Raw genomic sequence first — 22,445 nt, forward strand, 5'->3', positions numbered from 1 at the left:
AACAACAACAACGGCGGGCGCGACGGCGCCGATCGCCCACCGGACGGCTACGAACAGGACCGAATCGACGCCGACGCCAGGGGAGGAGTCGACGGTCCCGGCTCACCGGGGAGTCTGTTCCCGTTCGAAGCACAATGCTTTCCGGGTACATGCATGTTCGATGACATCACCATCAGCGACCTCGCCAGCTTCCGGCCTACCGCTCCGACCCTCGAAATGGAACCGGACGGCTGGATGCTCGTTGGTCTGCCGGCGAACTTCATCACGAGGACAAACACTCACGTGGTCTCCGGAACCCTGCTCGACTACCCGCTCGACGTTCGATTCACCCCGTCGAGTTACGCGTGGTCGTGGGGTGACGGCACGACGTCCCGCTCGACGGTACCCGGCGCATCCTGGGCGTCACTCGGCCTCCCGGAGTTCTCGACCACACCCACCAGCCACGTCTTCACGGAGAGGGGAACGTACCAGATCTCAGTCACCGTGTCGTACACCGTGGAATTTCGTATCGATTCGCTGCCTTGGCGGAGCATCCCCGGCACCCTGCCCGGTCCAGCGACGATCGTCGCTGCTGTTGCCGGAAACGCCAAAACCGTGCTTGTCGAGCGTGAGTGCACCGAGAACCCGCACGGTCCTGGTTGCTAGCCCGGATGCTTCTGCTCAGCGTGGGCGCGCCGCATATCGCAAGCACCCCGATAGAATCAAGAGCTAAGCACGGCGAGGGATGCGACGGGAGTGAGGACGAACCAGGTGGCCACAAAAAATGAAGAGCTCTTCTCGGTGGAGGCGCCACTCGTGAAAAAAGGGCCGACCGGTCGCACCCTGAGTGAGTTCGCGGTTCCCGCCCCGCTGAAGAGCCACGGCCCCGCCCGGATCATCTCGTTGTGCAACCAAAAGGGTGGCGTCGGCAAGACGACCACCACAATCAGCCTGGGCGCAGCACTGGCCGACTACGGTCGCCGCGTGCTGTGCATCGACTTCGACCCGCAGGGTGCCCTCTCTGCAGGCCTTGGCGTCAACACGCACGACGCACTGACGATCTATGACCTCCTGTTGTCCAACAAGCACCAGCCGACGGATGCGATCCAGCAGACCTCCGTGCCAGGACTCGACATCATCCCCGCGAACATCGACCTGTCTGCTGCTGAGGTGCACCTCGTGAACGAGGTAGCCCGCGAGCAGATTCTCGCCCGCGTGCTGCGCAAGGTCGGCGGCAACTATGACGTCATCCTCATCGACTGCCAGCCGTCGCTCGGCCTCCTCACCGTCAACGCGCTCACCGCCAGCCACGGCGTACTCATCCCACTCGAGTGCGAGTTCTTTGCCCTCCGCGGTGTTGCGCTGCTGATCGAGACCATCGAAAAGGTCAAGGACCGGCTGAACCCGGCGATCGAACTCGACGGCATCCTCGCCACGATGTTCGATTCGCGCACCCTGCACTCCCGTGAGGTGCTCGAGCGGGTCGTCGACGCGTTCGGCGATGACGTTCTCGAAACCGTCATCGGCCGCACGGTGAAATTCCCGGATGCCAGCGTCGCCGGCAGCCCGATCACCGAGTTCGCTCCCGAGCACGCGTCGGCCAAGGCCTACCGCCAGCTCGCACGGGAGCTGGTAGCCCGTGGCGCTGTCGCCTGATGCGCACGCCGTAGACGGCTCGACGACTTCCCTGGCAGGTCCGGCACCCGACGCGCGGCCCGCCGGGTTCCAGGTCGCCCTCTCCAACTTCGAGGGTCCGTTCGACCTGCTTCTGTCGCTCATCGGCAAGCACGAACTCGACATCACGGAGATCTCGCTCTCCAGAGTGACGAACGAGTTCATCGCCTACCTGTCCCGCGTGGATTCCGCTCTGGAACTCGACCAGGCGAGCGAATTCCTCGTCGTCGCGGCCACACTCCTCGACCTCAAAGTTGCGGGGCTGCTGCCGCAGGGCGAGCTCGTCGACGCGGAGGATGTCGCACTGCTCGAGGCGCGTGACCTTCTTTTCGCGCGGCTGCTGCAGTATCGCGCGTTCAAAGAGGCATCCGCCTGGTTCGCGGGCCACCTCGACGCGGAAGCAAAGCGGCATACCCGGTCGGTTCGGCTCGAGGAGAAATTCCGTGCGCGCACGCCTGAACTGGTCTGGACACTCACCCTCGACGACTTCGCAGCACTGGCGACTCTGGCTCTCACCCCGCGCGAGATCCCCGTGGTCGGGCTCGACCACCTGCACGCACCGCTCGTCAGCATCCGCGAACAGGCGGCGCACGTCGTCGCCATGCTGCGCTCCGGCGAATCGATGACATTCCGGCAGCTCATCGCCGGCGCCGACCAGAAGGGTGTTGTCGTCGCCCGGTTCCTCGCAGTGCTCGAGTTGTACCGGCACGCGGCCCTCAGCTTCGAGCAACTCGAACCTCTTGGTGAGCTCACGTTACGCTGGAGCGCCGAGAACTGGTCAGAGGACAACCTCGCCAATCTGGGAGCAGACTATGACAATTGACACCGACACCCTCCCCGAAACGGATGCCGCTCCGCGCGACGCGACGGACGAGACGCCGGCGACCCCGGTCGAGCTCGAACGTGCGATCGAAGCCATCCTCATGATCGCCGACGAGCCGCAGAGCCTCGTCAGCCTCGCCACCGCCCTCCGGCGGCCGGTGAAAGCCGTGCACGAAGCGGTGAACCGTCTCGTCTCCGACTACGACGGCGTCGACGGCGGCGTCCAGCGTGGCTTCGAACTCCGCGAGGTCGGCGGCGGCTGGCGTATTTTCGTGCGCGCCGCCTACGATGACGTCGTGGCCGACTTCGTCACCGCGGAGAACCCCAGCCGTCTCTCACAGGCCGCCCTGGAGACCCTCGCCGTTATCGCGTACAAGCAGCCGATCACCCGGAGTTCGGTCGCCGCCATCCGAGCCGTGAACGTCGACTCCGTCGTGCGCACCCTCGCCGGGCGTGGTCTCATCACCGAACTGTTCACCGACAGTGAGACCGGCGCGATCAACTACGGCACCACCCCGCTGATGCTTCAGCAGCTCGGTATCAACTCGCTCGACGAGCTCCCACCCATTTCACCCCTGCTCGCCGACGGCTCCGAAGGATTTGACAGTGATTTCCGATAAACCCGCGACTTCCGAAAACGGAAACTTCGAACCCGCTCACGACCCGTTCGCCCCCGAGGGCGTTCGCCTGCAGAAGGTGCTCGCCGCCGCCGGCGTCGCCTCCCGCCGGGTCTCCGAGCAGTACATCACCGAAGGCCGCGTGCGCGTCAACGGTGAAGTCGTGAAAGAACTCGGTCGCCGGATCGATCCCGAGACCGACCACGTCGAGGTCAACGGCACCGCCGTTCAGCTGGACACCACCAAGCGTTACGTTGTGCTCAACAAGCCGGTCGGCGTTGTCAGCACGATGAGCGACGAGCGTGGGCGTCCCGACCTGACCCAGTACACGAAGGACTACGAGGAGCGTCTGTTCAACGTCGGCCGCCTCGATGCCGAGACGAGCGGTCTGCTCATCCTGACCAATGACGGTGACCTCGCCCATGTTCTGGCGCACCCGTCGTTCGGTGTGACCAAGACCTACATCGCGAAGGTCCGCGGCAAGGTGACAGCGCACTCCATCCAGAAACTGATTCATGGTGTCGAACTGGACGACGGCGTCATCGCCGCAGACAAAGCGCGGCTGCTCGACACCCGCAGCACCGCGAAGGGCGACGAGACGAGCATCGTCGAGATCACGCTGCACTCGGGCAAGAACCGCGTCGTTCGACGGATGCTCGCGGCCGTCGGGCACCCGGTGCAGGAACTCGTTCGCCGTCAATTCGGGCCGGTCAACCTCGGCACCCTGCGCGCGGGCCACACCCGCGATCTCACTAAGGTAGAACTCGGTGAACTGCTGACAATCTCCCGGCAGACGCAACTGAACGACAGCCAGGACGCCGACCGCGACTCGGTCGAATAGAAGAGACTCTGTGAACGACAATCCCGTGAAGGACGCCGCCGAGCGCCGCCCCAACGCCCCACGGCTCTCCGGCCAGGTCCGCATCGTCGGCGCAGGCCTGCTCGGGGCGAGCATCGGCCTCGCGTTGACAGCGCAGGGTGTCGACGTGATCCTCGCCGACGCGTCGCCAGCTCAGCTTCGGCTCGCCGTTGACTACGGCGCCGGTCGCCCCGAACGCGCGGATGACGCGCCTCGAATCGTCGTCGTCAGCGTGCCGCCGGATGTCACGGCATCCGTTCTCGAGGCAGAGCTCACCCGCTTCCCCGACGCGGTCATCACCGACGTGGCCAGCGTTAAACGCGAGCCGTTCCGCACCCTCACTCAGCGCGGAGTCGACCTCACTCGTTACATCGGCTCGCACCCCCTCGCCGGCCGCGAACGCGGGGGAGCGATCTCGGCACGCGCCGACCTGTTCCTCGGCCGCCCCTGGGTGATCTGCCGCGACGAGGAGACGCCGTCAGAAGCTCTCGCGCTGATCGAAGACCTGGCGCTCGACCTCGGCGCCTCACCCATCGAAATGACCCCGGAGGAGCACGACCGCTCCGTCGGCCTCGTCTCGCACGTGCCGCAGCTGATCGCGAGCCTGCTCGCCAAGCAACTCGTCAGCGCCCCGGACTCCGCCGTGCGGCTCACCGGGCAGGGGCTCCGCGACACCACTCGCATCGCCGCAAGCGCTCCTGAGCTGTGGGTGCAGATCCTCGGTGCAAACGCCGGCCCCGTCGTCGAGGTCCTCGACGGGATCGCCGCCGACCTGGCGAAGGTCACAGACGCCCTCCGCGACCCGGAGGCGCCCGGCGCCCGCCGCGCCATCGCCGACGCCATCGCTGCCGGCAACACGGGTGTCGCCCGGTTGCCGGGCAAGCACGGTCAGGACCGCCGTTACGCCACCATTGTCGTCATGGTCGACGACAAGCCCGGCCAGCTCGGTCTGCTTCTCACCGAACTCGGTGACATCGGGGTCAACATGGAAGACCTTCGGCTCGAGCACTCCCCGGGTGCCCAGATCGGCCTCGCCGAGATCGCCGTACTTCCCGAAGTCCAGCAGCGCACCATCGAAGATCTCGAGGCACGCGGCTGGCGGATTGCGAGCGTCTGAAGCATGACGAAGACAGTGGTGGCCGTCGACGGCCCGGCCGGTAGCGGAAAATCCAGCGTCTCCAAGGCCGCGGCGAAAAGGCTCGGCTTCGACTACCTCGACACCGGTGCCGCCTACCGGGCACTGTCCTGGTACGTCCTCGACCGGAAGCTCGATTCGACGGATGCCGCCGCGGTCGTCGCATCCCTGCCGGACTTCCGGTACGCGATCGGCACGGACCCGTTCGGATACCACGTGCGGGTGGGGGAGACCGACGTGACGGAGAGCATCCGGGAACCCCGCGTCACCGCCGTCGTCAGCAACATCGCCCGGGTGCCTGAGGTGCGTGCGCACGTCACCGGGATCTTCCGGGACATCATTCGCGAATCCGTCGCGCCGGGTATCGTCGTCGAGGGCCGGGACATCACCACGGTCGTCGCACCCGACGCCACAGCTCGCATTCTTCTTACAGCATCCGAAGAGGCTAGAATGTCTAGACGCTCTGCAGAACTTGCATCCGAATCGGCTTCGGAGGTTGCGAGTGCGTTGCAGAAGCGTGATCGCGCAGATTCGCGCGTCGTCGACTTCATGACCGCCGCAGCTGGCGTCACCACCGTCGACTCCACCACGCTCACCTTTGACGAGACCGTCGACGCCGTGCTCGATGTGATCCGTACTTCGCAGAAAACCTAGAACGACCCGCATCAAACGGCGCCGTTCGCAGAGAGAGACCGATTATGGCTGACGATTATGAAGACACCGCCGAGCTGGACGACCAGCTCGTAGAGCGGATGGGGGACCTCGACGAGGACCTCGCGCACCGCCGCGCTGAAGCCCTCCGCGCAGGGCTTGCGGATTACGACCTCGGTGACGAAGACCTCGAGATCCTCGAGTCCATCACCGAAGACCCCGACGCGATCCGCTACCTCCCCGCGCTTCCGGTGCTCGCCATCGTCGGCCGCCCGAACGTCGGCAAGTCCGCGCTCGTGAACCGGATCCTCGGCCGGCGTGAAGCCGTCGTCGAGGACACCCCCGGTGTCACACGCGACCGGGTCAAGTACAAGGCAGAGTGGAACGAACGCCAGTTCACCCTCGTCGATACCGGCGGTTGGGAGCCAGATGCCAAGGGCATCGACGCTTCGGTCGCCGCTCAGGCCGAGGTGGCCATCGATCTCTCCGACGCCGTTCTCTTCGTCGTCGACGCGAATGTCGGCGCCACGGCGACCGACGAGCAAGTCGTCCGGATGCTCCGCAAGATGGACAAGCCGGTCTTCCTCGTCGCCAACAAGGTCGACGACGTGCGCCAGGAGCCGAACGCCGCAGCCCTCTGGTCGCTCGGCCTCGGCGAGCCATACCCGGTCTCCGCACTGCACGGGCGCAACGTCGCCGACCTGCTCGACCTCATCATGACGAAGCTGCCGAAGGTATCGGCCGTCGCCAAGGAAGAGGTCGGCGGACCCCGCCGCGTCGCCATCCTCGGCCGCCCGAACGTCGGCAAGTCGAGCCTGCTCAACAAGGCAGCGGGTGAAGAACGCGTAGTCGTGAACGAACTTGCCGGAACCACCCGTGACCCGGTCGACGAGCAAGTGGAGATCGCAGGCAAGGTGTGGCGTTTCGTCGACACCGCCGGCATCCGTCGCCGCGTGCACCTGCAGCAGGGCGCAGACTTCTACGCCACACTGCGTACGAGCGCCGCACTGGAGAAGGCCGAAGTCGCCGTCGTCATGCTCGACGTCTCCGAGCCGATCTCTGAGCAGGACGTCCGGATCATCGACCTCGTGCTCGAGTCGGGGCGCGCCCTCGTGCTCGCGTTCAACAAGTGGGACCTTCTCGACGACGAGCGCCGCCGGTACCTCGAGCGTGAGATCGAGCAGGACCTGGCGCACGTCGCCTGGGCACCCCGCGTCAACATCTCCGCTCGCACCGGTCGTCACATGGAGAAGCTCGTGCCGGCCCTGGAGCTCGCGCTCGAGTCGTGGGACACCCGTCTCCCCACTGGCAAGTTCAACGCGTTCCTCGCCGAGCTCACCGCCGAGCACCCTCACCCCGTCCGTGGCGGCAAGCAGCCGCGCATTCTCTTCGGCACCCAGGCCTCGAGCCGTCCGCCGACCTTCGTGCTCTTCACCACAGGCTTCCTCGACCCGGGTTACCGCCGGTACATCCAGCGTCGTCTCCGCGAGGTCTACGGCTTCGAAGGCAGCCCGATCATCGTCAACATGCGTGTGCGTGAGAAGCGTAAGCGCACGTAACCCTCGTGTGCGGCGCACGGCCCGTGAGAAGCTGAACAGGTGACTTCCGAGCTCGTGCCGCCGCACCCCAGGAACCCGGGTGATGCCTGGGTGTTCGCCGACGACGGCTCCAAATACTGGGGTCGTTTCGGTGCTGCCGGCCTGCTCGCCGTCGACCCCCGCCGCGGCGTGCTGCTTCAGCATCGCGCGCTGTGGAGCCACTTCGGTGGAACGTGGGGTTTGCCCGGCGGTGCGCGCCACGAGGGCGAGAGCGCCGTGGACGGCGCCATCCGCGAGGCCAGTGAAGAGGCAGCGGTTGACCCGGATGCCGTCCGGTCACGATTCAGCCACACGCTCGACCTCGGGGTCTGGTCGTACGTGACCGTCGTCGCCGACGTCGTCGCCCCGTTCGAGCCGCGTGTTGCCGATCCGGAAAGCCTCGAGATCCGCTGGGTACCGCTCGACGACATCGGAGCGTTGCCGTTGCACCCCGGTTTCGGGCGCATGTGGCCCAGCCTGCAACGGGACCTCACGTTCCGCCCAGTGCTTCTCGTCGACATGGCGAACGTGGTCGGTTCACGGCCAGACGGCTGGTGGAAGGACCGCGCTGGCGCTGCGGAACGCCTCGGCGCGCAGCTTCACAGGCTCGCCGCGCTCGGCGTCTCCGCCCGCGCCCTGGACCTGCCTCAGTCCCACTGGTGGCCCGAGGTCGTCGCCGTGCTCGAAGGTCAGGCGAACGGCGCCGCTCTAGACGCGACCGACCGGCTTCGTCTGATTCGTGCCGAGACCGACGGCGATTCGCGGATCGTCGACGAGGTGAGCCGTCTCGCCGCCGGGGTGGGAGCATCCGGGATCACGGTCGTCACCAGCGACCAGGCACTGCGGGCCCGCGTCGAGGCCCTCGGTGCCCAAACCCGGGGAGCCGGCTGGCTCCTGGATCTGCTCGACTAGCCTGTTTGCCCCACCCCACCGTTGTTCGAGCAGCGACGCGAGGAACGAGCGCCGTGTATCGCCCGTCGGCGCGGCCGTGAACGGCCTTGCTCAGGAACCAAGATCCCCGGCGTGGTCTCGATACGCTCGCTGGCGCTCGCTACTCGACCAGCGAGCTTTCCGTTGCTGGAGTGGGCCGCTTGCGCTCCTCCGTTGATCGAGTAGGCCGCTTGCGGCCGTATCGAGATCCCCGGGCGCGCACCGGCTGATGTCGGTGGTCGCTGGGAAACTGGTGTCAGGGAAAACCTCCACGAACTTGCGGATCAAGCGTAGGAGTCGGGCGACGCGGCCGACTCGCAGGGCATGGATTTCGAACGGGTGGAGTTCACTGGCGCCGGCACCCCGAGTGCACCTCACGAGGAGGACTCAGCTGCATCACCGAACCCGACGTACTGCTCACCGCACCCGAATCGCCACCGAAAAGGATCGACCCTTGCCCTGCGGCATCCCCGCCGCCACCTGACCGTGACCAGACTCCGCCTTGTGAAAGGTGACTCGCCGTAGGGCATACGACCGCTCACGAATGCGGGGCGTTGCCGGCCGACCCGACCAGGCCCACGGTGTCGTCTTGACACCCTCGATACTCGCGATGCGGCGTCGAAGCCGTCAGCCCCGCCGCAACCACACCGTCGACTCGCCCGGCACCTCCAGGCCATCCAGTGGGCTGCTGAAAAGCAGCACTTCACCCTCGGGCAGCGCCACCGGCGTCGTACCGAAATTCATCACTGTCTCCCATCCGTTCGGCCGGCGGAAGTGAACGACGTCGGCCTTCGATGGGATCCACTCGAGTTCCTCACCGGTCTGCAGTGCCCGCCGCAGGGCAAGCGCATCGCGGTAGAGCCAGAACGTGGAATTCGGGTCCGTCGCCTGAACCTCGACGGCCACCGCGCTCCACGACGGTGGCTGCGGTAGATGTGGTTCTCCTGAACCGAACCCGAACGACGGGCCGTAGGGCGTCCACGGAATCGGCACGCGGCATCCGTCACGGCCGATGTCAACACCGGGGTTACGGAAGAACGCGGGGTCCTGTCGTCGCTCGTCCGGAATATCCGCGACCTCGTGCAGTCCCAGCTCCTCGCCCTGATACAGGTACGCGGAGCCGGGCAGGGCGAGTTCGAACAACGTCGCAGCGCGAGCACGGCGGAGCCCGCGTTCGGCATCGAGCACGGGAAAGGTGCCGCCAGAGCGCAGCCATTCGCTGCCGTGCTTCTCAGCTGGATCGGCGGGTTCTGGCAAGCCGTAGCGAGTGGCGTGCCGCACCACGTCATGGTTCGAGAGCACCCAGGTCGTCGACGATCCGGACAACGCGGCCAGTGCGAGGTTCTCGTCGACGATCCGACGGAACTCCTTGGCGTCGAAGTTCGCCTCGAGGAGATCGAAATTGAACGCCTGGCCGAGCCCCTCCGGGCTGGCGTACCGGTGTCGCCGGCTCGATTCCACCCACGCTTCGGCCACGGCGGTGCGAGGTGGCGTGTAGCTGTTGAACAATGCCCGCCACTCGGCGTAGATCTCGTGAACCTCGTCACGATCCCAGAGCGGATGCCCGCCGTCATCGCGGGGGAGCGCGTCAAGCGCCGCCTGGCTGGGCAGCTCCTCACCGAGTCTTTTCGCGAGACCGTGTGCAACGTCGATACGGAAGCCGTCGACGCCTCGGTCGGACCAGAACTTCAGCGTCTTCAAGAAATCGTGACGCACTTCACGGTTGTCCCAGTTGAGGTCGGGTTGCTCCGTCGCAAAGAAGTGCAGGTACCACTGGCCGTCGCCGACGGGCTCCCAGGCCGGCCCGCCGAAGGCGCTTGTCCAGTCGGCGGGTGGGATCGACTTATCCGGCCCCAGCCCGTCGCGGAAGATGTACCGATCCCGCGCAGCAGAACCGGGTGGTGACGCGAGCGCCTCCACAAACCATTCGTGCCGGTTGGACGTGTGGTTGGGCACGATGTCGACGATGAGGCGGATGCCGGCACCGCGCAGATCAGAGACGAGCGCGTCGAAGTCCGTGAGCGTGCCGAGGCGCGGGTCGACGTCGCGGTAGTCGTCGACATCATAGCCACCGTCGACGAGCGCTGACGGGTAGAACGGGCTGAGCCAGACCGCGTCCACCGCGAGCCGGCGGAGGTAGGAAACTCGGGAACCGATGCCGGGAAGGTCCCCGATCCCGTCGCCGTTGGCATCCGCGAAACTCCGTGGATAGATTTGATAGACCGCCGCCTGGCGCCACCAGAATGGGTCGTCGTCGATCATCGGCACGTCAACCCTTCACAGCGCCCTGCGTGACGCCCTCCATCACCCAGCGCTGCGTGAACAGGTAGACGATGATCGCCGGCGCCATGGCCATCAGGTACGACGCGAACGACACGTTGTAGTTGCTGCTGAACTGGGTCTGGAAGATCTTCTGCACCACTGGGATGGTCTGCTGGCTGGAGTCGGCGATGATCAGCGACGGCATCATGAAGTCATTCCACGAGGCGAGGAACGCGAAGATGGCGACCGTCGCACTCATCGGCGCGAGCAGCGGGAAGATCAGCTGCCAGAATGTCTGCCAGGTCGTGGCACCGTCGATCCGGGCACTTTCCTCCAGCTCGAGCGGAATGGAGCGCAGGAACGCTGTGAACAGCAGGATGCTGAACGAGAGCTGGAACATGATGTGCAGGATCGTCACCCCGACCGGGTTCGCAAGGCCGACCAACCCGGTGAGCTGGATCTGCGGGAGTGCGACCACAGGGAACGGCAGGAACATGGCAGCGAGCAGGTAGAAGAACGAGTAGCGGAACAGCCGGTGTTCCCAGTTGCGCACGATCGCGTAGGAGGCGAGGGCGGCGAGGAGCACTGTGCCGACCACCGTACCGATCGTCACCAGGACCGAGATGGTGAAGGCGACAGGGAAGTTGGTCAGATCCCACGCCTGGCTGAAGCCAGAGAAGTCGATCGGGGCCGGGAGCGAGAGCGCATTGCCGTCGACGGCCTGCGCCGACGTCTTCATCGACATCGAGATCGTGACGTACAACGGCAGCAATACCGTCAGCGAGCAGAGGAACAGGATGATCATGACCGGCCAGTTCGTGGTCTCCTGGCCGACCTTGCCGCGTCGGCGGCGGGCCGGCGAGGTGCGCGTGTCTTCTGAGGCAGCCACGGCTGGGGCGAGCGGCCTCGTGCTTTCCTGCGTCATGAGAGTGCCGCCTTTCCGCGGGTGAGCCGCAGCTGGAGGATCGAGATGAGCACGGCGATGATGAAGAACAGGGTCGCGTTCGCCATCTGGTAGGCGTAATCGCCGCCGGTGAATCCGGTGAAGATGGTCATGGCGATGCTTCGCGTGGCGGTGCCCGGTCCGCCGTCGGTCAGTCCGACGATGATGTCGTACACGTTCAGATAGTTCTTGAACCCGAGAATGACGTTGATGACGACGTAGCCGGCAACGAGGGGGAGAGTGACCGAGCGGAGCCGGACCCAGGCACTCGCGCCGTCGATGTCCGCCGCTTCGTAGACCTCGCCTGGGATCGAGAGCAGACCGGCGATGTAGATCAGCAGCGCGCCCGGGATCGATTGCCACGCCGAAACGATCACGATCGCGAGCCAGGCGAGGTTCTCGTTCGCGAGAATCGACTCCTGCAGCCAGCCGATTCCCGTTGCGCTGCCGAGCGCAGGCAGCGAGTTGGAGAAGAGGTACTTGAACACGAACGCTATGACGATTCCCGAGATGACCATCGGGATGACGAAGATAGCCCTCAGCGGGGCTTTCAGCCGGATCCGGGATGTCAGCGCCACCGCGAGGAGGAAGGCGATCACGTTGACGAGGATCACCGTGACCAGAGCAAAGCCGAAGGTGAAGCCGTAGCTCGACAGAATCGCGGGGTCGGAGAACACCGCTATGTAGTTGGTGAGCCCGACCAGCTGCCAGTCGCCGAAGCCGATGAAGTTCGTGAAGCTGTAGAAGATTCCGAGGAGCGCCGGGAGGGTGATGAACAGAGTGAACAGGATGAGTGTCGGCAGAAGGAACAGGTAGTAGACCGGGTCGACCTTCGGTTTGCCTGAGCGTGTGTGCGCCCCGACGATGTGGTCGCCCTGCCCGCGTTCCGCTTCGACGACGAGGGAGCCTGCGGTCGCCGAGACCGGGGTGATGGGAGTCGTCATGTCTGTGTCCTCCTGGTGGCGCTGTCTACTCGCGTGGTTGGGTCATTCGCGCAGGGCGAGCCGCGCCCAGTCGGCGTCGAGTCGGCGCAGCGTTCTGTCGATGTCGGCGCCGGTCGCGATGGCCTGTACATAGTTGGCGGTGGGGATGCTCAAGTGGACGCGCTGTGACGCGCCGAGATAGAAGCGGCCGTCCTCGTAGTAGTCCTGCATTCCGAGGATGCGTTCATCTGTGGCCGGAGCGGCATCGGTGGTTGTGCCGAAGCCGAGGAAGGCCGCGTTGTACTCGTCCATGATGTCCTGCTGCATGAGGAACGAGACGAACTTGCGTGCGGACTGCTTGTCGTCGCTGATCTCAGGAACCCACAGTGCGAGGTCGATGTTCACCCGCACCTTGAGGTCATCCGGGTCATCGGTTGCAGGCAGCGGGAAAGTTCCAAGTTTGAGATCCTTGTTGGTCTTCGCGATCTCACCGAGCGCCCACGGCCCTTGCATCAGCATCGCCGCCTCACCCTTGGCGAAGGCAACGTTCCCGTCGCCGTACGTCCGGCTCGGTGCGTCGTCGTTCGAGTAAGCGGCAAGCTGCACCATCTTCTCGACCGGCTCCTTCACCGTGTTCTCGAAAGAGACCGATGAGTTCGGGCCCACCTCAGTGCCGAGCTCGTTCATCTGCTTGTAGAAGTCGGCGACGTCGATGGACCCGCCGACGGTGTAGTCGAACAGTCCCTGAGCGATCGTCCAGGGCTCCGAGAAGGTGCTGTAGATCGGTGTGATCCCGGCCGCCTTGAGTGTTTCGCACACGTCGATGAGTTCGCTCCAGGTGGTCGGAACGTCCAGACCGTTGTCTTCGAAGATCTGCACGTTATAGATGACGGATGCAGCGGCGACCGAGTAGGGCAGCACGCTCGTGCGGCCAGGGTAGGTCGAGTACTGGTCGACGAGATCCTGCACGTCAGGGCGGATGCGATCCGCCTCGGGCATGTCGGAGAGGTCGGAGAGCGCGCCGCGTTCCATGAATCGTGACATCTCCATGTTGTAGTTGAGGAGTCCGACGTCAGGGGGGTTTCCGCGGAGGAAGCCGGCCGAGAGGTTGGATGCGGTGTCGAGCGTCACATCCACGTCGGACTGCTCTTCGTTGAACTGGTCGACGAGGTCCTGGAAGTAGGGGATCGCCTCGGGCTTGCTCATGTGGAAGGTGATCTCGGCGGGGCCGGATCCCGCACTGGAGCACGCCGTCAGGGCGAGAGAGCTGCCGAGAATCGCGACCAGAGCCAGGCCGGCTCGAGAGCTGAATGATGAACGGTGGAGCACGACGTTGTCCCCCTTGCGAAGCCGGGCAGGCACGGTCAGGATCGACTAGATATAGAGTGCGTATCTATTCGTGTCGTAAATGATGCGCCCACCTATGAGAAAGGTCAAGGGGTGTGAAGCGCACTGTCGTTGCCTCGTCGCCACAGTTCCTCCGGGCGCTCAACGCTCGTCATGTGCTCGAACATGCGTGGGATCTTCCCGTGGTGACGGCATCCGATCTGATGGCCGCCACCGGTCTCACCCGCGCCACGGTGATCGGAATCTGCGACGATCTCGTCGAGCTGGGCTGGCTCGAGGAGCTCGGTAACGCACGCACCGGCGGGGACTATCGCAAGGGGAGGCCCGCCCGGCGCTACGCACTTCGGGATCGGGCGGCCGCCGTTGTGGGGGTAGACGCGGGATACGACCGGATGTCGGCTACGGTCGCGGACCTTCGCGGGCAGGTTCTCGGCCAGGCAGAGGTACGCATCCTCGCCGGGACGCCGGAGAGCCCGGACCGGCTCGCGGATGCCGGCACTCGGCGTCGGCTCGCCCGCTCGGTCTTCGATGACGCGCTCGCCGACTCCGGCATCGACGCGTCGACGGTTCTCGCCATGACCGTCGGCGTTCCCTCGCCGATCGATGCCGCCGGAAATTCTCCGCCGCATCCGACGGGGTTCTGGCAACTGATGAACCCTGGGCTGCTCGAGGTGTTCACCCGGTGCGCGCCGCTTGTGACGGTGGAGAACGATGCGAACCTGGCGGCGATCGCCGAGCGATCGGCGGCCGGGGGCGGTGGCCGTGACGTGGACTCGTATATCGCGATGCTCGTCGGCGAGGGGATCGGAGCCGGGCTCATGATCGACCGGCGGCTTGTCCGCGGCCGGAGGGGTGGGGCAGGGGAGATGCGGTTCCTCGACTATGTCGACGGCGTCAGGTCAGCGAACGGTCTGGCGTTGACGGCCAGGCAGCTGGCAAGCGAAGCCATCCGGTCCGGAACCCTCAAGGCGGGCAGCCCGCTCGCGGCGCTCCTCCCCGAGAACCTGACCGAACGTGAGGTGATGGATGCTGCCGCGTCCGGTGACGTGGCGGCGGCCGGCATCCTGGAAGAGCTCGCCGAGCGTCTCGCTCGAATCTGCATCGTGCTCGGTGACCTGCTCGACGTCGACCGGGTCATCGTCGGCGGGGCCGTAACGACCACGATGCCGGGGGTCATCGCTCGCGCCGCTGCCATCATCGGAGCGAGCGGTGACCCGACGGCTCCGGAGCTTCTGCCTTCGGCGCTTGGTCCTGAGGCGGTCGGCACCGGAGCCGTCGAGCACGCGCTGTCGCTCGTCCGGGAGCGGGCGCTCGACCTGGGCCCCCTGGCGATGTCGCCGGTCGCTTGACGTTCGGGCTGAGTTGGTCTCGATACGCTCGCTGCGCGAGCTACTCGACCAGCGGTGTGAGTCTCGTTGGTCGAGTAGCGACCGAGCGAAGCGAGGCCGCGGTCTGGCTGTCGTTGGTCGAGTAGTGACCGAGCGAAGCGAGGCCGGCGGTCTGGCTCTCGTTGGTCGAGTAGCGACCGAGCGAAGCGAGGCCGCGTATCGAGACCTGCGGTGTAGCGTCCTCACGCGAGCTACTCGACCAGCGGTGTGAGTCTCGTTGGTCGAGTACCGACCGAGCGAAGCGAGGCCGCGGTGTGGTTGTCGTTGGTCGAGTAGCGACCGAGCGAAGCGAGGCCGCGTATCGAGACCCCCACCGCGCCGCGACTACGGTCGGTCGTCGTCGCGTCTGCGCGATCCCCTTGCCCGTGGAGTCTCTTCGAGCGGAGGTTGGACCCGGATGTCGGATGTCCTGATGTCTGTCGGCCGGTCACCGGCATCCCACGCCTGGTTCACCGCGGCGGACAGCGACGTGTTGGCGGCCGCCGCTGCGGCGAGGGTGCGCTCGAGACGGCTCTGTCGGTGGCGCAACCAGACACCGAGCCCGATGATGACGATCAGTGCGAGGTAGCAGATCGCCGCAAACGGGCGGGTGAACAGAGCACCGAGGTCGCCCTGGCTCAACTGCAGCGCTCGCCGCAGTTGTGCTTCAGCCATCGGCCCGAGGATCATTCCGATTACGAGCGGCGCAATCGGGTACCCGTAGCGACGGAGGAAGTACCCGACGATTCCGATGAACAGGAGGATCACGATGTCGACAATCGAGAAGTTGACAGCGTAGGCGCCGAGGGCCGCGAAGGTGAGGATACCGGCGTACAGGTACGGCCGCGGGATCTGCAGCAGCTTCACCCAGATGCCGACGAGTGGCAGATTGAGCACGAGCAGCATGACGTTGCCGATGTAGAGGCTCGCGATGAGCGCCCAGACGAGGGCTGGCTGGTTGGTGAACAGCTGCGGACCGGGCTGGATGCCGTAGGACTGGAACGCGGACAGGATGATCGCTGCGGTCGCGGTGGTCGGCAGGCCGAGTGTGAGCAGGGGGACGAGCACACCGGCGGCCGCCGCATTGTTCGCGGCTTCCGGGCCGGCGACGCCTTCGATGGCACCGCGACCGAACTGTTCCTTGCGTTTGCTGAGTTTCTTCTCACTGGCGTAGGAGAGGAAGGTGGCGACATCCGCTCCACCGGCCGGGATGGTGCCGATCGGGAATCCGATCGCGGTTCCACGAAGCCACGGTTTCCAGGAGCGACGCCAGTCGTCCTTGGTCATCCAGCTGCGCCATCCCCGGGTCACCGGGACGAGCGCTATCGGACCGTGTCGCATCCGGCTCGCCACATAGAAGGTCTCGCCGACGGCGAAGAGCCCCACGGCGACGAGCACGATGTCGATGCCGTCGGCGAGGGGAAGCAGCCCGAATGTGTAGCGCTGCTGGCCGGAAAGGATTTCGGTGCCGATGAGGCCGAGGAACAGGCCGATGCCCAGCGACGTGAGGCCTCGCCAGACCGACGAGCCGAGCAGGGCGCCGACGGTGATGAACGCGACGACCATGAGGGCGACGTAGTCGGCCGGTGCCAGCTGCACGGCCCACTTGGCGATGATCGGGGCGAGGAGGGTGAGTCCGATGGTGGCGATGGTGCCGGCGACGAACGAGCCGATCGCCGCGGTTGCCAGGGCTGCGGCGCCTCGGCCGAGTTTCGCCATCTTGTTGCCCTCGAGGGCGGTGACGATCGAGGCGGATTCGCCCGGGGTGTTGAGCAGGATGCTCGTGGTCGACCCGCCGTACATGCCGCCGTAGTAGATACCGGCGAAGGTGATCAGAGCGGCGGTGGGGTCGAGCGTGTAGGTGAGCGGCAACAGCAGGGCGACGGTCATGGCCGGGCCGATGCCCGGCAGCACGCCGACGGCGGTGCCGACGAGCACGCCGAGGAATCCGAAGATCAGGTATTGCGGCTGGAGGGCGGTTGCGAAACCCTCCAGCAGGCTCAGGATGTTCTCCATGTCAGCCTCTCAGGCTTCGCAGCAGGGGCTCGAGCCACGTCAGCAGCGGCCCGGAGGGGAGGGAGAGGCCGAGGACTCCCCCGAAGAGTACGTAGACGACCAGGCCGAGGGCGAGGCCGATGAGCAGAGCGGCCCACCAGCGTTTGGCGCCGAGTGACCAGGCGACACCGCCGAAAAGGACGGCGGCGGCGAACGGCCAGCCGATCACTTCGATGAGGGCGATGTGCGCCGCGACGAAAACCGTGATCTTCGCGAGCGTGATCCAGTCCGTCTTCGCGTGAGCGTCGACATCCTCGCCTTCCTCCACGTCGGCGAGTCGCCCGCGCAGCACGCCGACGAGGACCGCTGCTGCGGAGACGATCAGGATCGTGCCGACCAGGAACGGGAAGACCCGCGGTCCGACCTGCGTGCCGGCGCCGGGAAGCCGGATGGCGAACGCGCCCGCGAACACGAAGATGCCGAGCGCGAGAGCCAGCCCGGCGAAGATCAGTTCGCCGAGGTTCGAGCGAGGGGCGGTAGTGCCGACCGGCTCGTCGCCGGTCGCCGGGCGCGCCGGGCTGATGCCAGACGCGCCCGCCGATGGGGTGGACATGGTCAGCTGACCAGCCCGATGTTCTTCAGCGTCGTGGTGACCTCGGCGATGTTGTCGTCGAGGTACGACGCGAACTCGTCGCCGGTGAGGAAGGCATCCGCCCAGCCGCGGGTTTCGAGCTGTTCGGTCCAGGCTTCACCGTCGTGGAGTTCGGTCACCACACCGATGAGCGCTTCGCGGTCGGCGTCGGAGATGTCGCTGGGGGCGAGCACGCCGCGCCAGTTGGTGAGCACCACGTCGTAGCCCTCTTCGCTGATCGTCGGCACGTCTGGCAGGTTCTCGGCGGGTTCGGCGCTCGACACGGCGAGGGCCTTCATCGTTCCTGCTTCGATGTGCTCGGCGAACTCGCCGATACCGGAGATTCCCGCGGAGGCGTTGTTACCGAGGATGAGCGATACCGCTTCACCACCCCCGGAGTTGGGGATGTAGTTGAGGTTCTCGGCGATCTCGCTGCCGGAGAGCCCGGCCTCCTCGAGCATCAGACCGGCCAGGATGTGGTCGGCGCCGCCGGCTGAGCCGCCGGTGACCGTGACGTCCTGTCCGTTCTCGGCGATGTCCTCGACGAGGTCCTTCAGAGTGTCGTACTTCGAATCGGCGGGAACGACGACGACCAGTGCCTCTTCGGTGAGCCGGGCGATCGGCGTTGTGTCTTCCATCCGGTTCTCAGCCGCGTTGGTCTCGACCGCGCCGACCATGACGAGGCCGGTCACCATGAGGGTGTACGGGTTCTGCTCGTTCGCCAGGGAGGCGAGGCCGACGGTTCCACCGGCGCCGCCGATGTTCTGCACGGGGGCGCTGTCGACGATGCCTTCCGAGGTGAGCGTCTCAGACATGGCGCGGCCGGTCTGGTCCCATCCGCCGCCGGGGTCTGCGGGGACGATGATCTGGAGGTCGGTGACCTCGACGGTTTCGGCTGCGTCGCTGGTCTTGCCGGGTTTGGTTCCCGTGTCAGCGGCCGGGGTGCTGCAGGACGCCAGGGTGACAGCCGTTGCTGCGGCCACCATGACCAGTGCGAGTCGTCGCATGATTTCTCCTCGTTGAGTGAATTGCCTCGTTGCAAAACGCGATGATGCTGATGAGCACGGTAGTTCGGCCGGTGACGTTGCAGTGCCTTTCGTAAGTATTGGCCGTGACTTATCGCTCTGGAGAGGTCGCAGCGGGTCGTCGTCTGCGGCTATTGGCGCGACAATGGGGGAGTGAAGGCAATGTCGCTTCGGGTCCAGCTCCTGCTGTTGCAGGCGCTGATCGTGTGCGCCGTGGTGCTGGTGACCGGCATCGTCGCGGCGAGTCTCCTCGAACGCGAGATGCGTGCCGCCTACCTCGACCGGATGATCGGTGTCGCTCAGTCGGTGGCGACACTTCCGGCTATCCGCGACGCGTACGACGACAAGGATCCCGCCGCGGTGATCCAGCCGATCGCCGAGGTGATCCGGGAGGCGTCGAACGTGACCTATGTGGTGGTGACGGATGCCGACGGCATCCGTTATTCGCACCCGGATCCGGATCGCATCGGCCAGCGGGTGTCGACGGACCCGTCGGTGCCGCTCTCGGGGAAGACATTCGTTGGCACCCAGACCGGAACGCTGGGGGAGTCATGGCGGGCGAAAGTGCCGGTGCGCGCGGAGGACGGCGCGGTGATCGGCACGGTGTCGGTCGGCATTCTCGAGTCGGCGCTGCGGGACGACTTCGTCGGAGGGCTGGGGGCGCTCGTGCTGCCGCTGATCGCGTCGACCGTTGTCGGCATCTTCGGTGCCGCGTGGGTGACAGCGATCATCCGCCGGAGGATCTACCGGCTGGAACCGCAGGAGATCGCGTCGCTCGTGGGTTCGCGCGAGACGATGCTGCACGGCATGAGCGAGGGCATGATCAGTGTCGATGAGGCGGGAGTGATCGTGCTCGTCAACGATGCGGCACTCGAACTGCTCGGACTCGACGAGGATTCATTGACGGGCCGGGTGGCGGCGGAGGTGCTCGACCCCTCACTGGTCGGTGTGCTGCAGCGCGGTGAGCCTGGCGGGCAGCTGGTGCTTGCGGGTGAGCGGATCCTCGTCGCGCGAAGCACCGGTACCGAACTGGAGGGGAAGACTGTCGGTGCGACGCTGCTGGTGCGTGACCACACCGAGCTGCACCAGTTGCTGCGGGAGATGGACGGAGCGCAGTCACTGACCAACGGGCTCCGGGCGCAGGCGCACGAGTTCGCGAACAAGCTGCACGTGATCTCGGGACTTCTGGAGCTCGGGCTCGTCGAGGACGCGCGAGCGTTCGTGGAGCGCACAGGGACGGGTGGGGCGCTCAGAGTGCCGGGCGAGGAGGTGCTCCGTGAGTTCCCGGAGCTCGCTGCGCTGCTGCTGGTGAAGGCAAGCCATGCGCGGGAATTGGGCATGTCGGTGTCGATCAGCCCGTCTGCCCCGTTGCCGGCGTGGTTGAGGTCTGCTGCTGCGCTCACCTTGCGCGGTGACCTCGTCACCGTGGTCGGGAACCTTCTCGACAACGCACTTGAGGCGTGCTCGGCCGGGAACCGCATCCAGCTCGGCTTCGCGGTCGAACCGTCGCTCATCCGTGTGACCGTCGACGATGACGGCAACGGCATCCCGCCTGACCAGTATGAGCGGGTGTTCGAGGAGGGCGTGAGTTCGAAGGCGACGGATGCCGACAGCCCCGCGTTGCGTCGGCGCGGCATCGGCCTCGCGCTCGTGCGGCGCACGGTGTTGCGGGCCGGCGGAACGGTGAGCGTCGGGCGCTCGGAACTCGGGGGAGCGGTGTTCACCGTTGACCTTCCGGTCGGGGACCTGCCTGTGATGGCGGCGTTGACCGACCTGCCGGCCGCCGAGGACGTGCCGGCGGTGCTCAAGTGATCGTTTCATCGAAGCTGCGGACGGTCATCGTCGACGACGACGTCGAGGTGGCGTCGTTGCACGCGAAATTCGTTGGGGCGCATCCGGCGTTCGATGTGGTGGCAACCGCGCACAGCGGCCCGGAGGCGCTGTCGCTCATCGCTGACTGCCGGCCGGATCTCGTGCTGCTGGACTTCGACCTGCCTGGGCTTCCCGGGCTCGAGGTGCTTCGCGACGTGCGGGCGATGGGTGGGGCGCAGCCTGAGGTGATCGCGGTGACCGCGGCTCGCGATGTCGACAGTGTTCGGCAGGCGCGGAGTGCCGGCATTCAGCACTATCTGGTGAAACCGTTCACGGCGCTCGATCTGCGTGCGCGGCTGGACGATGTGGCGCGTGACCGACTCGCGCTCGTGGCATCCGGAACCCGGGAGGAACTCGCGCAGCGTGACATCGATGCGTTGATGCGTACCGGCGGCCGCGGTCGGGTGCAGCTGCCGAAGGGGTTGAGCGGTGAGACGCTCGTTACCGTCGAGGAGGCGCTCGGTTCGGCGCCGAATAGTTCGGCGGGGGAGATCGCTGAGTTGTCGGGTATTTCGCGGGTGAGTGCGCGGCGATACCTGGAGTATCTGGTGGAGATGAAGCGGGCGCAGAAGACGCTCGACTATGCGACATCCGGCCGCCCGTCGACGCGGTTCTCGGGGAGTCGTGTCGGCTGAGTGCAGGCTCCTGTTCGTGACCGGGCGAGCGTTAATTGTCCTGTAGCATTGACGAGGTCGCCCGTGAGGGTGACTGGTCGCGGGCTGTGGCGCAGCTTGGTAGCGCACTTGACTGGGGGTCAAGGGGTCGCAGGTTCAAATCCTGTCAGCCCGACCGAATGTCCCGGAAACTCAAGGGTTTCCGGGACTTTTTAGGTTAAGAGATTTGATTGAGTCATCACTACGTCATCACTTTGAGCACTTTTCAGCCGCTGACCCGGCCCTGTCATCCGGGGCGCTGAGGTCGGTTCCGGTCCATTTCGATCCTCCGGGATCGTCGTGCGCACCTTCTGGGTATGAGAAATCACAAATAGAACCCAACCTACAATACCACCGACCACTGGGGCCTGGAGCCCATGATGGACGTCCACGAGCTGGCCTCCTACCTCGGCATCCCGGTCTCCACGGTCTACGACTGGCGGGTGCACGGCAAAGGTTCCACCGCGTACCGGTTCGGCAAGCACCTGAAGTTCGCCGTCTCCGACGTGCGGGCCTGGATCGCCGAGCAACGCGACCCCACCAGCGGGCCCAGGCGCACCGATCGGCGGTGAGCTGAGATGCCCCGGCAACGGTTGAGCATCGGCACCTTCGGCGACATCAGCACCCACCTGTCGCCGACCGGCCGATACCTGGCGCGGACCCGCTACCGCGATTGGGACGGTCACGCGCGTCTGGTGCAGGCCAGCGGCACCACCGCCAAGGCCGCAGAACTTGCGCTGAAGAGCAAGCTCGCCGACCGGGACCTGTTCCAACCCGCCGACACGACCCTCACGCCGGACAGCCTGTTCAGTGATCTGGTGACCTACTGGCTGGAGGACATCGACTCGGAGGGCCGGATCTCCCGGACCACCCGGAACCTCTACGAGCGCAACATGCGCACCCTGGTCTCACCCGCCTTCGACCACCTTGCCCTGCGCGAGATCGGTGTGGCCCGGTGCGACAAATTCATCAAACAACTAGGGAAGATCTCCTACAGTCGCGCCAAACAGGCCCGGGTGGTGCTGCGGCTCGCCCTGGAACTGGCGGTGCGGCATGAGGTCCTCCCGCGCAACTCGATGGACCACGTTGGCCGCCTGCACCGCGAACCACACATCCAGGATGCGCTGATGGCACCCGAGGTGAATATGATCCGAGCGGCGATCGCCCAATGAGAGAGCGCCGC

21 protein-coding genes and 1 tRNA gene are annotated in these 22,445 nt (G+C 65.9%); 15 read left to right on the forward strand and 7 right to left on the reverse strand.

From position 1 onward, the window contains the following. The 9 genes from JWP90_RS06245 to JWP90_RS06285 all read left to right on the forward strand — a co-directional run. A partial coding sequence (locus JWP90_RS06245; RefSeq protein WP_297361209.1) for a PKD domain-containing protein occupies positions 1-645 on the forward strand: 645 nt, incomplete at its 5' end. 150 nt (positions 646-795) lie between these two features. Then, a complete protein-coding gene (locus JWP90_RS06250) occupies positions 796-1,635 on the forward strand; it encodes a ParA family protein (protein WP_297361254.1) in 840 nt (279 codons plus the stop codon). Positions 1,636-1,666: 31 nt separating this feature from the next. Next, positions 1,667-2,476: a ScpA family protein gene (locus JWP90_RS06255; protein WP_297361256.1), complete on the forward strand. Its 810-nt coding sequence runs from the start codon at positions 1,667-1,669 to the stop codon at positions 2,474-2,476. Further along, a complete protein-coding gene (gene scpB, locus JWP90_RS06260) occupies positions 2,466-3,095 on the forward strand; it encodes an SMC-Scp complex subunit ScpB (RefSeq protein WP_297361212.1) in 630 nt (209 codons plus the stop codon). Before JWP90_RS06255 ends, scpB begins: the two co-directional genes overlap by 11 nt. 67 nt (positions 3,096-3,162) lie before the next feature. Next, positions 3,163-3,933, forward strand: a complete 771-nt coding sequence (locus JWP90_RS06265) for a pseudouridine synthase (protein ID WP_297361258.1) — start codon at positions 3,163-3,165, stop codon at positions 3,931-3,933. Positions 3,934-3,943: 10 nt separating this feature from the next. Next, the gene (locus tag JWP90_RS06270) at positions 3,944-5,068 is read left to right on the forward strand and encodes a prephenate dehydrogenase (protein ID WP_297361214.1); all 1,125 of its coding nucleotides are present in this window, start codon (positions 3,944-3,946) and stop codon (positions 5,066-5,068) included. 3 nt (positions 5,069-5,071) lie between these two features. Then, the gene (cmk, locus tag JWP90_RS06275; RefSeq protein WP_297361217.1) at positions 5,072-5,740 is read left to right on the forward strand and encodes a (d)CMP kinase; all 669 of its coding nucleotides are present in this window, start codon (positions 5,072-5,074) and stop codon (positions 5,738-5,740) included. Positions 5,741-5,784: 44 nt separating this feature from the next. After that, complete coding sequence (der, locus tag JWP90_RS06280; protein ID WP_297361221.1) at positions 5,785-7,296, forward strand: ribosome biogenesis GTPase Der; 1,512 nt, start codon at positions 5,785-5,787, stop codon at positions 7,294-7,296. Positions 7,297-7,335: 39 nt separating this feature from the next. After that, positions 7,336-8,226, forward strand: a complete 891-nt coding sequence (locus JWP90_RS06285; protein ID WP_297361224.1) for an NUDIX hydrolase — start codon at positions 7,336-7,338, stop codon at positions 8,224-8,226. A gap of 645 nt (positions 8,227-8,871) precedes the next feature. Here the strand turns inward: JWP90_RS06285 and JWP90_RS06290 are convergent. From JWP90_RS06290 to JWP90_RS06305, 4 genes are read right to left on the reverse strand one after another with little or no spacing between them, the layout of a single operon-like run. Next, on the reverse strand, positions 8,872-10,506 hold the full coding sequence (locus tag JWP90_RS06290; RefSeq protein ID WP_297361261.1) for a glycoside hydrolase family 13 protein: 1,635 nt from the start codon (positions 10,504-10,506) through the stop codon (positions 8,872-8,874). A 7-nt stretch (positions 10,507-10,513) separates the two neighbouring features. After that, positions 10,514-11,431: a carbohydrate ABC transporter permease gene (locus JWP90_RS06295; protein WP_297361227.1), complete on the reverse strand. Its 918-nt coding sequence runs from the start codon at positions 11,429-11,431 to the stop codon at positions 10,514-10,516. Further along, entirely contained in the window at positions 11,428-12,393 is a 966-nt protein-coding gene (locus JWP90_RS06300; RefSeq protein WP_297361230.1) for a carbohydrate ABC transporter permease, read from the reverse strand. Before JWP90_RS06300 ends, JWP90_RS06295 begins: the two co-directional genes overlap by 4 nt. A gap of 42 nt (positions 12,394-12,435) precedes the next feature. Next, a complete protein-coding gene (locus tag JWP90_RS06305; protein ID WP_297361233.1) occupies positions 12,436-13,734 on the reverse strand; it encodes an extracellular solute-binding protein in 1,299 nt (432 codons plus the stop codon). An 80-nt stretch (positions 13,735-13,814) separates the two neighbouring features. On the opposite strand from JWP90_RS06305, the gene JWP90_RS06310 reads away from it, so the two are divergent. Further along, complete coding sequence (locus JWP90_RS06310; RefSeq protein WP_297361236.1) at positions 13,815-15,068, forward strand: ROK family transcriptional regulator; 1,254 nt, start codon at positions 13,815-13,817, stop codon at positions 15,066-15,068. A 363-nt stretch (positions 15,069-15,431) separates the two neighbouring features. On the opposite strand, the gene JWP90_RS06315 is transcribed toward JWP90_RS06310, so the two are convergent. From JWP90_RS06315 to JWP90_RS06325, 3 genes are read right to left on the reverse strand one after another with little or no spacing between them, the layout of a single operon-like run. Then, entirely contained in the window at positions 15,432-17,102 is a 1,671-nt protein-coding gene (locus JWP90_RS06315) for a tripartite tricarboxylate transporter permease (protein WP_297361239.1), read from the reverse strand. A gap of 1 nt (position 17,103) precedes the next feature. Next, on the reverse strand, positions 17,104-17,694 hold the full coding sequence (locus JWP90_RS06320; protein ID WP_297361241.1) for a tripartite tricarboxylate transporter TctB family protein: 591 nt from the start codon (positions 17,692-17,694) through the stop codon (positions 17,104-17,106). Between the two features lie 2 nt (positions 17,695-17,696). Beyond that, positions 17,697-18,719 (reverse strand): tripartite tricarboxylate transporter substrate binding protein, encoded by a 1,023-nt coding sequence (locus tag JWP90_RS06325; RefSeq protein WP_297361244.1) that lies wholly within the window; start codon positions 18,717-18,719, stop codon positions 17,697-17,699. 180 nt (positions 18,720-18,899) lie between these two features. On the opposite strand from JWP90_RS06325, the gene JWP90_RS06330 reads away from it, so the two are divergent. The 5 genes from JWP90_RS06330 (at position 18,900) to JWP90_RS06350 (ending at position 22,434) form a co-directional block, all read left to right on the forward strand. Next, a complete protein-coding gene (locus JWP90_RS06330) occupies positions 18,900-20,549 on the forward strand; it encodes a sensor histidine kinase (protein WP_297361264.1) in 1,650 nt (549 codons plus the stop codon). Then, the gene (locus JWP90_RS06335) at positions 20,546-21,244 is read left to right on the forward strand and encodes a response regulator (RefSeq protein ID WP_297361247.1); all 699 of its coding nucleotides are present in this window, start codon (positions 20,546-20,548) and stop codon (positions 21,242-21,244) included. Before JWP90_RS06330 ends, JWP90_RS06335 begins: the two co-directional genes overlap by 4 nt. 80 nt (positions 21,245-21,324) lie before the next feature. Continuing rightward, positions 21,325-21,398 (forward strand) — tRNA-Pro (locus JWP90_RS06340). 241 nt (positions 21,399-21,639) lie between these two features. Further along, positions 21,640-21,834 (forward strand): helix-turn-helix domain-containing protein, encoded by a 195-nt coding sequence (locus tag JWP90_RS06345; protein ID WP_297361250.1) that lies wholly within the window; start codon positions 21,640-21,642, stop codon positions 21,832-21,834. Positions 21,835-21,855: 21 nt separating this feature from the next. Beyond that, positions 21,856-22,434, forward strand: a complete 579-nt coding sequence (locus JWP90_RS06350) for a hypothetical protein (RefSeq protein ID WP_297361251.1) — start codon at positions 21,856-21,858, stop codon at positions 22,432-22,434. The last annotated feature ends 11 nt before the right edge of the window (positions 22,435-22,445 follow it).

It is taken from the genome of Mycetocola sp. (genome assembly GCF_025464835.1).
GTDB lineage: Bacteria > Actinomycetota > Actinomycetes > Actinomycetales > Microbacteriaceae > Mycetocola_A.